This is a genomic window from Bacillus salipaludis (genome assembly GCF_004358205.1).
In genome coordinates this window covers 212,513-224,987 of sequence record NZ_SMYO01000006.1, presented here as the reverse complement: position 1 = coordinate 224,987, position 12,475 = coordinate 212,513, and the positions used below count along the sequence as shown (strand labels likewise).

At 41.7% G+C, this 12,475-nt stretch carries 11 protein-coding genes and 1 pseudogene; all 12 read right to left on the bottom strand.

The annotated features are described in order from the left end of the window. Window positions 1-127 precede the first annotated feature (127 nt). The 12 genes and pseudogenes from E2K98_RS14250 to E2K98_RS14195 all read right to left on the bottom strand — a co-directional run bounded on the left by E2K98_RS14250 (window position 128) and on the right by E2K98_RS14195 (window position 12,474). Window positions 128-884, bottom strand: a pseudogene (locus E2K98_RS14250) (SDR family oxidoreductase). Window positions 885-944: 60 nt separating this feature from the next. Further along, window positions 945-1,913, bottom strand: a complete 969-nt coding sequence (locus E2K98_RS14245; RefSeq protein ID WP_133335157.1) for a sugar phosphate isomerase/epimerase family protein — start codon at window positions 1,911-1,913, stop codon at window positions 945-947. Between the two features lie 39 nt (window positions 1,914-1,952). Continuing rightward, on the bottom strand, window positions 1,953-2,975 hold the full coding sequence (locus tag E2K98_RS14240) for a Gfo/Idh/MocA family protein (protein ID WP_133335155.1): 1,023 nt from the start codon (window positions 2,973-2,975) through the stop codon (window positions 1,953-1,955). Between the two features lie 10 nt (window positions 2,976-2,985). Continuing rightward, window positions 2,986-4,032: a Gfo/Idh/MocA family protein gene (locus tag E2K98_RS14235; protein WP_133335153.1), complete on the bottom strand. Its 1,047-nt coding sequence runs from the start codon at window positions 4,030-4,032 to the stop codon at window positions 2,986-2,988. 19 nt (window positions 4,033-4,051) lie between these two features. Further along, window positions 4,052-4,774 (bottom strand): ThuA domain-containing protein, encoded by a 723-nt coding sequence (locus E2K98_RS14230; RefSeq protein WP_133335151.1) that lies wholly within the window; start codon window positions 4,772-4,774, stop codon window positions 4,052-4,054. Window positions 4,775-4,794: 20 nt separating this feature from the next. Then, on the bottom strand, window positions 4,795-5,622 hold the full coding sequence (locus E2K98_RS14225; protein ID WP_133335149.1) for a carbohydrate ABC transporter permease: 828 nt from the start codon (window positions 5,620-5,622) through the stop codon (window positions 4,795-4,797). Window positions 5,623-5,666: 44 nt separating this feature from the next. Beyond that, window positions 5,667-6,941: an ABC transporter permease subunit gene (locus tag E2K98_RS14220; RefSeq protein WP_133335573.1), complete on the bottom strand. Its 1,275-nt coding sequence runs from the start codon at window positions 6,939-6,941 to the stop codon at window positions 5,667-5,669. 149 nt (window positions 6,942-7,090) lie between these two features. Continuing rightward, window positions 7,091-8,407 carry an ABC transporter substrate-binding protein gene (locus E2K98_RS14215; protein ID WP_133335147.1) on the bottom strand — a complete coding sequence of 439 codons (1,317 nt, stop codon included), beginning with the start codon at window positions 8,405-8,407 and terminating at the stop codon, window positions 7,091-7,093. 10 nt (window positions 8,408-8,417) lie between these two features. Then, on the bottom strand, window positions 8,418-9,431 hold the full coding sequence (locus E2K98_RS14210) for a LacI family DNA-binding transcriptional regulator (RefSeq protein ID WP_133335145.1): 1,014 nt from the start codon (window positions 9,429-9,431) through the stop codon (window positions 8,418-8,420). A gap of 250 nt (window positions 9,432-9,681) precedes the next feature. Beyond that, the gene (locus E2K98_RS14205) at window positions 9,682-10,680 is read right to left on the bottom strand and encodes a histidinol phosphate phosphatase domain-containing protein (RefSeq protein WP_133335143.1); all 999 of its coding nucleotides are present in this window, start codon (window positions 10,678-10,680) and stop codon (window positions 9,682-9,684) included. Further along, entirely contained in the window at window positions 10,670-11,473 is an 804-nt protein-coding gene (locus tag E2K98_RS14200) for a DeoR/GlpR family DNA-binding transcription regulator (RefSeq protein WP_133335141.1), read from the bottom strand. Before E2K98_RS14200 ends, E2K98_RS14205 begins: the two co-directional genes overlap by 11 nt. Beyond that, a complete protein-coding gene (locus E2K98_RS14195) occupies window positions 11,470-12,474 on the bottom strand; it encodes an ABC transporter ATP-binding protein (protein ID WP_133335139.1) in 1,005 nt (334 codons plus the stop codon). Before E2K98_RS14195 ends, E2K98_RS14200 begins: the two co-directional genes overlap by 4 nt. Window position 12,475 lies beyond the last annotated feature (1 nt).

Here is a 12,475-nt window from a genome sequence, read left to right as displayed (position 1 = left end):
CTGCTACACCGGAGGGACAAAATCCGCTTGATACCTATAAAAATGTCCTTCCTGCTAATAATGAGCAAAGTGCCAGGCACCATGTGAATTTTTCACATAGCGCCTGGCACTTTCTACTCTATTATGATTAATTCCTCAAAAAACCGCCTTCTGAATGGATGACCTGGCCGGTTATCCATTCTGCTTCTTTTGATGCCAGAAAGGCGACTATTTGGGCCGCATCCTCGGGATGGCCAATCCGTCCCATTAAAAATTTCCCTGCTAGTTCCGCTTTTAAATCTTCTGTCATCCAACCCGTATCAGTTGGACCAGGGTTTACGGCATTCACGGTAATTCCCTTTGGTGCTAACTCTGCAGACAGGGTGATTGTAAAGGCAGAAATAGCACCTTTCGTCGCAGCATAAGCCAACTCACCGGGCATCGGTCCTAATCCTTGACCGGATGTAATGTTAATTATCCGGCCAAAAGACTTATCATTCAGTTCGAAATGTCGGGCAAATTCGCAGCAAAGCAGGAAGGTACTTCTCATGTTCACTGCATAGTGCTCATCAAGACATTTTGCAGTTAAGCTCTTATAACCCATCCCTCTCAGAATGCGCCGCATTATTAACGAGAATGGTCGGGCATCCTAGTTCATCCAGGACACTGTCCATCATTTCACAAGCAGCATTTGATTTTGCTAAATCAATCTCCTTATGTTTACAGGTGACTCCCAACCCACGCATTTCTTCCTGAAACCTAGTTGTCCAATCCCGGGCTGCTCTCCAATGAGTAAAAAATAGATCGGCCCCGCCAGTGGCAAGCTTACGGCAAATCGCAGCACCAATGCCCAATTCGTGACTTACTCCCGTAACAATAGCAATTTGGCCTTTTAGTTTTGACATAACAAACCTCCTCTTTAAAAAATAACAGGCCCGCTTTAACTATAGCGAGCCAAAACAATCTTATACCCACCACATAGAAGATGGTTTTTCTTCAATCAAAACAGCTTTTAAGTTGCGAACAGCCCGCCTGAATCCCTCTTCAATGGACATTAATGGATCTTCATGTTCAATGCTGACAACATAATCATAACCAAATGTTCTTAGTGAACTCATCATGTCGGACCAATCATGCAGACTGTGACCGCAGCCAACTGAGCGGAAGGACCAGGCCCTTGTCTGCACACTTCCATACGGTTGCATATCAGTAAGACCGTACATATTGACATTTTCCTGATCAATATACGTATCTTTTGCATGAAAATGATGAATGGCCTTTTCTTTGCCAAGGATTTTAATCGCGGCAACCGGATCAATCCCCTGCCACCACAAATGACTCGGATCCAAATTCGCACCAATCGCTTCACAGGTGTGTTCCCTTAGCTTTAACAGCGTATAGGGGGTATGGACGAGAAAACCGCCATGGAGCTCAAGACCAATTTTCACCTTCCGATCCTCAGCAAATTTCCCCCATTCCTTCCAATAGGGGATAAGCTTTTCTTCCCATTGCCATTTTAATACTTCACCATATTCATTTGGCCACGGGGCAACTGGCCAGTTTGGATATTTTGCACCTTCATGGTCACCGGCAGTTCCAGAAAAACAATTCACAACGGGAACCCCCATTAATTCTGCTAGTTGTACGGTCTTTACATACGTTTCATGTGATGTTTTAGCAAATTCCCTATCAGGCGAGAGCGGATTACCGTGACAGCTAAAGGCACTAATCGTTAAGCCTCGTTTATCAATCTCTTTCAGATAGTCTTCACGCTTGCCCTTGCTTTCAAGCAACCCATCAAGGTCGCAATGGGCGTTACCTGGATAGTTCCCGGTCCCAATTTCTACTGCATTTAGTCCAGAATCTTTCACATAATCAAGCATTTCTTCAAATTTCTTTTCGGCAAACAATACCGTAAATACACCAAGCTGCATACTGTACTCACTACCTTTCGATTAAAAATGAATCCTGCCCTAAATCTGACTGCTCCTATAAATCTCTTCTATTACTTGGGATACTCTAATTGCTTGCTCAGGTTTTACCACCAGCTCAGCGTGCCCAAGGCAGGCCGCAACAAAATTCTCTGCTTGAGGGAGATCTGGCTTATCTTCTCCAGGAATCCAAACAGCTTGACTATTAAACAACATACCATGTTTGGCATAGTTCAAACGAAGAGGAAAAACTTCTAAGCCGCCTTTGTCACCTGATATGCTGATATTTTCAACGACATCTTCTTTAATATTATTCGACCATGATGTTTCAAAAAGCATTGAAGCTCCGTTTGCAAATTTGATATAGGCAGAAACATGATCATCGACATTGAAGGTTTGATGATCAAAAGAACCCCACTGGTTTACCTGTCCAGCAGTTTTACTTAAAGCATTATATGTAGTCCCGGAAACCTCTATCGGTTCTACATCCCCCATTAACCAAAGTGCTAAATCAAGGAGATGACAGCCATAATCGATTAAGCTGCCGCCCCCCTGTAATTCTTTATTGGTAAAAACACCCCAGCCCGGCACTTTACGGCGGCGTAATGCCTGAACGCGAACTACAAGAGGGTTGCCAATTTCACCTGCTTCGATGATATTTTTAGCAGCGAGAGCTTCTTTCATAAAACGGTAATGATAGGCGACAGCTAAAACCTTTCCTGATTTTTTTGCTGCTGATTCCATTTGCTGGCATTCTGTAACGGTCAGCGCCATTGGTTTTTCACATAGGACGTGCTTTCCAGCCTCAAGAGCTGCAATGGCAATTTCTGCATGGAACTTATTTGGTGTACAAATTACAATAACATCAACATCGTCAAACAGTTCTTGATAGGATGGATACACTTTAAAACTATTAAACTGCGAAGCAATCTGTTCGGCTCGTGCATGATCAACATCATAGACTCCCTCAATCGTGGTCGATTCACTTAATTGTAGGAAGGTTGGGATATGGCGGGTGACCGCAATTCCACCGGTACCGACAATCCCAATTCGTAGTTTACTCATCTAAAACACCTCATTTAGCCACGGACTTTGTGCCAGGCTTCACAATTTGTTTCGTTTCATTCGATTCAAGGGCAGCTAAAATGACTTGTAAAGATTTCATCCCTTCCTCACCCGAGATCACCGGCTCTGTATCATTTACTATACTGGTAACAAAATTCTCGATTACGTGTGAACTACCCTGTCCACCTTCCTCATTTGATTGGATTTTCCCAAGTTCATATTTAACGTTTTCCCCATTCTTATACTGAACAATCAATGAGAAAATAGGATCCTCCTCCAATCTAAGAATCGCATTTTCTCCATAGATAATGGTTGAATTATCTTCCTTCGACACATAGGACCAGCTTGCTGCGAGTGTACCGACGATTCCCGATTCTGTTTTCAAAATACAAACCGCATTATCGTCAACATCACTATTCGTTTTTGCGCTGGTTTCGACAAATGAGGCGACCTCAACGATTTCCTCGCCAAGTAAATAGCGGATTAAATCCGTTTTATGGACACCGAGATCACCCATCGCACCAATAAATGCCTGTTCTTTTTTGAAAAACCAGCTGCGCGCTCCATCTGCACTCCATTTTTCCGGACCTGGATGGCCAAATGCCGTTCTAAAGCTGTAGATTTTTCCAACTTCCCCGGTCTCTATTAGTTTTCTGGCCTTTACATGTGAAGGAACAAAACGTTGATTATGAGCGATCATTAGTTTTTTTCCGTTAGACTTTGCTGCTTCAATCATTGCTAACGCTTCTGCTTGTGAGGTAGCCATTGGCTTTTCACAAAGAACATGTTTGCCTGCATTTAATGCAGCGATTGAAATCGGAGCATGCAGGTAATTGGGGGTGCAAACGGATACAGCATCAATCTCCGCTTCTAAAAGCAATTCCTCAAAATTACTAAAAACCCTCGCCCCAAATTGGCCACCTATTTCTTCTGCCCTTTCCTTGACAATGTCACACACTGCAACAATCTGAACCTTTGAATTGGCAGCGTATTCCGGTAAATGACGGTGCCTGGCAATACTTCCGCAACCAATAACGGCAATTCTTAATTTACTCATTTGCTTTCCTCCTCTTTCGTTATTTTACTGAAATCGTTTCTAATGGCTTGGCATTCCCATAAACAGGTCGATTTCGTTTCATCGGCTCTGCCCATTTCACCGCATTGGTGATCACTTTTTGAATATCAGGATGATGGTAGGTTGGGTAGGTTTCATGACCAGGTCGAAAATAAAAAATCCTGCCGTTCCCTCGATGATAGGTGCAGCCGCTGCGGAATACCTCCCCGCCTTCGAACCAGCTGACGAAAACTAATTGATCTGGCGCGGGGATATCAAAATGCTCCCCATACATTTCTTCTTTTTCAAGTTCGATTGTTTCCCCTAGACCATCTACGATGGGATGGCTTGGGTCGACCACCCAGATTCGTTCCTTATCATCCGCTTCCCGCCACTTTAAATCGCAGGAGGTACCCATTAATTTTTTGAAAATCTTTGAGAAATGACCGGAATGTAGGATAATTAAGCCCATTCCATCCAAAACCCGTTGATGCACCTTTTCGACAATTTCATCGGATACTTCATGATGGGCAAGATGCCCCCACCAAACAAGGACATCCGTGCTCCCTAGAACCTCAACCGTTAAACCATTTTCTGGTTCATCCAATGTAGCGGTTTTTACATCAAAACCAGCACCAGTTAAGAATCCGGCAATTGCCCCATGAATCCCTTGTGGATAAATTTCCTTCACAACCGGATTTTTTTGCTCATGGCGATTTTCATTCCAAACTGTCACATTCACCATTCTATTCATCTCCTAATCTACTATTCTTTCACAGATCCACTCGTTAGCCCTGAAACAATTCTCCTTTGGAAAACAAGGACCATGATGACTAGTGGAATGGTTACAATCACTGTTGCAGCGGCAATCTCTCCCCATGGAATCGTAAACTGCCCTTGGAACATCGCAATTCCTATTGGGACTGTTTTGTATTTTTCATCCGTATTGATGGTAAGCGCAAATAAAAACTCATTCCAGGCTGCGATAAAGACAAGGATGGCTGTTGTAAAGATTCCTGGTACCGCGAGCGGCATGATCACTTTCCAAAAAGTTTGCATTAAAGAAGCACCGTCAATTTTAGCTGCCTCCTCCAGATCCAGCGGTATCTTTCTAAAAAAAGTCACCAGAATCCAAATGGAAAGTGGAAGTGTAAATGTAGTATACGGAATAATTAACCCTAAATAAGAGTTTGTAAGACCAACGTTTTTTAAAAAAATATAGATTGGTGAAATGGTTGCGATTTGCGGAAACATGGATACGGACAAAACAATTCCAAGGATTACGGTTTTTCCTTTAAACTGCAGCCTGGCAATCGCATAGGCGGCAAATGAAGCCACACTAATGGTATAAACGGTTGTAACGGTTGCCACAACGGTACTGTTCCATAAATAATGTAAAAATGGGTGCTTGGCAAAAACAGATATGTAATTCTCCAATGTCGGGTGTGTCGTGTAGGGAGTAAATGCTTTGTCGCCAAATAACTCTGATGGCGGTTTTACGGAGCTCATCAGCATCCATAAAAATGGAAACATGACAACAAATACAAACCCAATTAGAAACACATAAAAGAATGGACTCGCTTTTTTCTCCATGTTAAACTTCCTCCCTTAAAATTTGCTGTTCAAGTAAATCTCCCTTACCTGTCATTTAATAAATCCCTGCCTAAAAACTTGATATAAACCATCGAAATAATCGCTACGCAAATAAATACAATGACAGAGAGGGCTGAACCGTGACCAAAATTCGTTTGAGAGAACATGACTTTATAAGCGAGAATCGAAATCGTTTCTGTAGAGTTAGCAGGCCCACCGCCGGTAAGAACATACACTAAGTCAAAAACACGGAATGCATCGAGCGTTCTAAACAAAAGAGCAACAAGAATACTAGACTTTAACAGTGGTAAAGTAATTTTGAAAAACTGCTTCCATCTTCCAGCCCCATCAATCGAAGCTGCTTCGTAGAGGGATGACGGAATTGTCTGTAAGCCTGCCAATAGCAGCAAAGCCATATAAGGAGTGGTCTTCCATACATCTGAAAAAATCACGGAAAACATCGCTCCTGTATCGGTTACAAGCAGCTTTTCCATTTTATCTACCAACCCGAAGGCTTCAAAAAGTTTTGCAACGATGCCATTTTGACCATCATATAAAAACTTCCACATGAGAGCAGATACCGCAGTTGGAATCGCCCATGGGATCAAAATACTAGCGCGAATGAGCCCTCTTCCAAAAAACGCTTTATTAATCAAAAGGGCAATGGCAAGTCCTAAGACTAATTCCACAAAAACAGAAATGACGGTAAAGGTAGTTGTATTTCCCATTGCCTTCCACATGCGTGGACTTGTTAAATCATCCTTATAATGTTTTAAGCCGATAAAATTCGGTTCAATGATTGCATCCCCATACCCTGAGGCTAAACCAAGGAGTTTTTTCTCTTGTGTGAAATTTACAGTTTTTGAGATTTTGAGTAGCTCACTGCTGACGGATTTAGCTGTTTTATTCAACTCTTCGGCCGTTCTCTGGTCAATCTTGGCTAAACTAAGCTCGCTTGGAACTTGCTCAAAATTCATGAGTTTATCATTTACAGTTTTATATTGCTTTTTGAGGTTGGAATCACTTTGGAGTTTTTGGTCTAGTTTTTGCAGGTTTTCTTTAATGGCTGTAAGTTTATCGGAAGCATTTCCTTTCGTAATTTCAGTATTAAGTGCCCCAATAAAAAATGGAAAGTTATTTAGATATCGTTCAAGATCCACCTGATAACTTAAATGTACTTCTGATTTAGCAGGATTGTTTAATTTTAAATCAAACAAGCTGAAATAAAAGGATTGGATTACTGGCCAGATGGCGATTATAAAAATTAAAATCATAGCAGGTGCAACGAGATAATAGCCCGCTGTTTTTTCTGTAAACATGCCTTTCCGTTTCTTTGATGATGCAACTGATTTTATCGCTGGTTTATTTTGGGATTCAGGATTCATTCTCAGGGCCTATCCCTCCTTTGGCTTTTTGAGGAAAGGGATTAGCCTTCGCTTCTGAAGGCTAATCCTACTTCTAAAAAAACTTATTGTCCCATCTTTTCCTTCATCTCTTTTTCCATATTCTTCACTGCTTGTTCGACCGTTTGCTCGCCGGCAATGGCTTTTGAAACATTGACTTGGATAATCTCAGAGATTTCAGGATAGTTTGGTGCAACCGGACGGGAAATCGCAGCACTTAAACCATCAACAAACCCTTTATCTGCAAAAGTCGGGTTCGCTTTCAGAACTTCCGGATCTTGATAAAGCTTGGTGATTGTTGGAGCATGCCCTCCGTAAATTGCGTCGATTTTTTGTCCTTCCGCACCTGCCATAAACTTCAAGAATTCCCATGCTTCTTTCGGATGCTTCGAATACTTGTTAATCCCAGCCATCCAGCCGCCTAATGCTGCTGCAGAGCCTTTGTCACCTGCCGGAAGCGGCGCTACGCCAACTTTACCCGCAATTTTAGATTTTGTTTTATCGTTTGCACTGGCATATTCATATGGCCAGTTGCGTAAAAATACGGTTTGACCTTCGATAAAGGCTTGGTCAGACTCAATTTCAGTAAAAGTCGTTACGTTTCCAGGTACAGCATCTGATTTAGCAATCTCAACTAGTTTTTTCAATCCTTTAATGGCTTGAGGGCTATTTACGGCAACTTTACCGTCTTTATCAATGAAGGCACCGCCGTATGCTCCAACAAATTCTACAGCATTACAAACAAGTCCCTCGTATTGCTTGGATTGAAACACGTAACCAAATTTCGTGTTCCCTTGACCTTTTTTGGCCTTTGCTTGTTTCAATAAATCATCCCATGTTTTTGGGACTTCATTTGGTTTTACAAGATCTTTCCGATAGAATAATAGGCCAGCATCGACAAATTTTGGCAAGGCCCATTGCTTCCCATTAAACTGGGCAGCACCTAAAGCACCCTGATTGTATTCATTTAAATCAATTCCATCCTGCTGGATAAAGCGGTCGAGCGGAAGTACATATCCTGCCTGGGCGAATTCGGCAGGCCAAATAACGTCCATATCAATGACATCAATTTCAGAAGATTTTGCGTTAAAAGCCGTAATATATGCATCATGTTGCTGACCGGTATCGGAAGGCATTTCCCGGAATTCTACATCAATATTAGGATGGGATGCTTCAAAGGCTTCCACCATTTTGGCTGTTCCCTGTGTAACATCCTTTCCACGAGCATAGATCAGTTTCACTTTTTGCTCAGAAGCCGGTTTATTTTTGTCATTAGCTGGCTTTTCCTTTGTGGTTGATGCAGAGTCTGAACTACAGGCAGCTAGTGCCAGTGATAATGTGGCAAATACAGCTAACAGTTTCGCTTTTTTCGACTTTTTCATGTTTTTCCCCCTATTTTGAAATCGATTTCAATTTTGACATGGTTGAATCTCTGATTACCAAATCAAAAGGTAATAGAATCTCTAGGTGGCTATCTTGATTTTTATGGGCAATGGCATCTATCATCACATCCATTGCTGTTTTTCCCATCTCTTCAATGGGCTGTCGAATGGTTGTCAAAGCGGGTTCGACAACACGAGCAATGGGTTGATCATCAAAACCAATTATTGCGATATCGGCCGGAACCTTTTTTCCAAGAGCCTTCGCTGCCATGATCATTCCTGCTGCTACCTGATCACTGCCAGTAAATACGGCTGTTGGCCTGTCCTTCATATTCATGATGGTTCTCAAGGTCCTTTTTCCATCCTCAATATCGTAAACATTGGAAAATACCCATTCTTGGTGGATCGGAAGATCATATTCCTCCAATGCTCGCCGATAACCCGCTTGGCGATCCTTTCCAAGATTACTTTTATCACCATTTGTACAAGCAATTCGTTCATGACCTTGCTCAATCAAATGCCTTGTCCCTATGTAGCTTGCCTCCACTTGATCCATTCGGACAACCGGCACCTTTGTTTGTCTTTCATATTCATTGCATAACACCATAGGACCAAGTTCTGCATATGGCTCAATTTTTTTCCATTCATTTTCGTACGAGGTTAGGATTAATCCATCCACCTGTTTTGTTCGTAATAACTCGAGAAAATCTAGTTCCTTCTGTTTGCTGTATCTCGTTTGGCAAATCAGTAACTGAAGATGATTCTGAGTTGCGACCATATCCATCGCTTCCAGCAGGTACGCAAAAAACGGATTTGTCAGAACTGGAACTAAAATGGCAATGGTATCTGTTTTTTGATTTCGCAGCCGCTGAGCAGTTGTGTTGGGGACATAATTTAATGCCTCCATTGCCTCACGAACCAATCTCTTTTTATCCTCCGTTACATTTGGATGATTGTTGAGCACCCTTGAAACGGTCGCTCGTGAAAGCCCTGCTCTCTTTGCTACATCGGCAATTGTTGCCAAACAAATCCCCCCTTCTCCCCCCTTTATTCAAGTTGGTTTGAGCGTTGAAATCGATTTCAATCAATCGATACAACTCCACTTTAATTCATTTTGAAATCGATTTCAATATATTTTTCAGAAAAGTTATTAAATTCATAATTGTTTCGTAATCCAAAATAATTCATTATATCGGAAACTTACTTAGTGAAAAGTTGAACACAGTGCCTGGCACCAATGTGAATTTTTCACATGGTGCCAGGCACTGCGTTGATCAGCCTAGTGGTTTCATAATTCTTTTCCCTTTTTCAAAGGTTGCAATTTCTTTTATCCCTTTCTCCAAAAGTGTTTTTGTGTTCAAATCGATATAGGCACCGATATCATCTGGAAAATGGGAATCGGATGAGGTGGTAAAGCGAACACCTTTTTGAATTAATACATCTAAAAAGGTTCGACTAGGACACATTTCCTTAACAGGATATCGGTAATATAGTCCGGCATTTATTTCTGTTGCTGTATCCGTTTCCACCAGAGCTTTGGCGATTTTTTCGTAATGAGCTAATAGAAGGCTTTCCTCCGGACGATAATTAAACACCTTTAAGTTATCCAAATGAGCGAGAAAGGAAAAAAGCTTACTGCGGATTGCCTTCTCTACTACATTGAAAAAATCCTCATAAAGGGCCTCCAATTGAAACTCAGAAAATCGCTGCTGCGTTTCTGGATTGTCGGAGCCCCAGCCATACAGATAATGAACAGAACCAATCACATAATCCCATTCGTAAGACCCAAGCAGTTCCTGCAGCCATTCCTCTCCCCCGGGAAAATAATCCGCCTCAATTCCTAAACGAAGAGTAATCCCTTCTGCTTCCCAGCGTTTTTTCGCTTCCGCAATCACCTGAACAAAATCCCCCATTGATACTGTCATCACTTGGTCCAGCCATTTTCGCTGCATCTTTCCAAGGTCGGTTTCCCCTAAATCCAAATACTTTTCAAAATACGCCCTTGTTTCTTTAAAACGATACAAATGATCGACAATCCCTACTTCCCGCAATCCTTTTCTTTTTGCTTCTTTTAAATATAAATCAATCCAAGAGGAGTCGTACGCTCCCTTTTGGACACGCTCTATTAAACGTGTCATACTTTGATACATCCACTCAATTGTGTGAGCCTTCTCATTAATGGGGGAGAAATGGTCCATGGCCCTTTTTGTCCGTTCAAGCCAGCGAAATGAATATGGCCCCTCTTCTAAATGCAAATGATAATCAACCTTCATCCTCTTCCCCACCTTCTACACGGACCCATTTTATCATTTGATCGAATTTGATTTGTTTCCATGCTGCGGGCATCTCTACATCACAAATAATACAATCGACCGATGATAATGAACAAATTTTATAAAAAGATTCATGACCAACTTTTGAGGAATCTAGTAGAAGAAATACTTGATTCGCCCGCTCAATCATCGTCGATGAAACCAAACATTCTTCAAAATCAAAATCACTCACATCTTCCATCGTAATGCCGCCACACGATAAAAATAATTTGTCAAATCGGAAGCCTTTCAACATTTTACAGGTCATAGCTCCAACAATTGATTTTTGGGTTGGATTGGTAATACCACCAAGAACAATAATTTTCCCATCAAAATCTTGGTTCTCTAAACGGGTATTTAACTCTTCTGCAGCCGCCAAGGAATTTGTCACTATCGTGACATCTTTTACCCCAGAAATTGCCTTGGCAACATGAATCGTGGTTGTACCGACATCGATCATAATCGTGTCCCCGTCTTCAATGAACGCTGCGGCTTTTTTTCCAATCGCCTTTTTCGCCTTTGTTTTTACATTCATTTTTTTCACAAAATGCGGCTCATGATTAACATGATGAAATTTTACTGCACCACCGTGCACCCGTTTTAATTTTTTCTCTTTCTCTAAGGTATCCAAATCCCGTCGAATGGTCTCAGGAGCAACTCCCAATTTCTCTGCAAGCGAGGCTACAAGAACCTTTTTTTCACGGTCCAGCTGCTCCAAAATGTATTGCTGCCGTTCATTTAACACTACGCTCATGATAATGGAATCACATCCTTCCGATGAAGATAGAGTTTTTGGAATTGGTTTCTTTGCAGACTCGCATCATTTTTATGTAAATGATCGGCCGTAACCGTTACTCCATTGGCATCAAGTTCGTAACGTGTTATATTTCCAAGCATCATGGCAGCTTGAATTTCACCGGAAAATTCATAGGCCTCGTGCAAAGGGTCTGGACTGAATGCTTCCGGTCTAATCGCATACAAATTATTTAAAAAAGTCTCCTGGTTCCCAAATAATTTTGATAATTGCTCACCTGTTAGAACATTGTAATTTCCAATAAATCTTGCAACAAATTCGTTTGCCGGACGGGTATAAATTTCATGAGGAGTACCGCTTTGAGCAATTACTCCATTATTTAAAATATAAATATAATCACTTACTGCCATCGCTTCCTCCTGGTCATGGGTGACAAGAACAGTGGTCATATTGAGCTCTTGTTGAATTGCCCGCAGCTGTTTTTGTAAATTTTTTCGAATTTGTGCATCAAGGGCACTTAGCGGCTCATCTAGTAACAAAACTTTCGGTTCAGTCACAAGGGAACGTGCGAGTGCAACCCGCTGCTGCTGTCCCCCTGACAACTCACGGGGATAGGACGCTTCCTTCCCACCCAATTCTACTAATTCAACAATACGCGCCACTTTCCTTTTGATCGTTTGCTGATCATGCTTCTTCATTTTTAAGCCAAATTCGATATTCTCTTGAACTGTCATATTAGGAAACAATGCATACGATTGAAAAACCATCCCCACTTGCCGGTCTTTAGGTTTCACATTTGTCACATTCTTACCGTCAATATAAATCAATCCTTCTTCAGGCGTTAACAGCCCGGCAATCGAGCGTAATAGTGTACTTTTTCCGCAGCCGCTCGGACCTAGCAAGGTAACGAATTCCCCCTCCTTAATCGAAAGGTTGATCGAATGTAACACAGTTTCTTGATGAAACGATTTTTTTAGATTTTCGATCGTTACAAAACTCATA

Excerpts from the sequence above, each read along its gene's own strand:
- E2K98_RS14245 (WP_133335157.1), bottom strand. The coding sequence starts at position 1,913 with ATGCAGCTTGGTGTATTTACGGTATTGTTTGCCGAAAAGAAATTTGAA.
- E2K98_RS14240 (WP_133335155.1), bottom strand. The coding sequence starts at position 2,975 with ATGAGTAAACTACGAATTGGGATTGTCGGTACCGGTGGAATTGCGGTC.
- E2K98_RS14235 (WP_133335153.1), bottom strand. The coding sequence starts at position 4,032 with ATGAGTAAATTAAGAATTGCCGTTATTGGTTGCGGAAGTATTGCCAGG.
- E2K98_RS14230 (WP_133335151.1), bottom strand. The coding sequence starts at position 4,774 with ATGGTGAATGTGACAGTTTGGAATGAAAATCGCCATGAGCAAAAAAAT.
- E2K98_RS14225 (WP_133335149.1), bottom strand. The coding sequence starts at position 5,622 with ATGGAGAAAAAAGCGAGTCCATTCTTTTATGTGTTTCTAATTGGGTTT.
- E2K98_RS14220 (WP_133335573.1), bottom strand. The coding sequence starts at position 6,941 with ATGTTTACAGAAAAAACAGCGGGCTATTATCTCGTTGCACCTGCTATG.
- E2K98_RS14215 (WP_133335147.1), bottom strand. The coding sequence starts at position 8,407 with ATGAAAAAGTCGAAAAAAGCGAAACTGTTAGCTGTATTTGCCACATTA.
- E2K98_RS14205 (WP_133335143.1), bottom strand. The coding sequence starts at position 10,680 with ATGAAGGTTGATTATCATTTGCATTTAGAAGAGGGGCCATATTCATTT.
- E2K98_RS14200 (WP_133335141.1), bottom strand. The coding sequence starts at position 11,473 with ATGAGCGTAGTGTTAAATGAACGGCAGCAATACATTTTGGAGCAGCTG.
- E2K98_RS14195 (WP_133335139.1), bottom strand. The coding sequence starts at position 12,474 with ATGAGTTTTGTAACGATCGAAAATCTAAAAAAATCGTTTCATCAAGAA.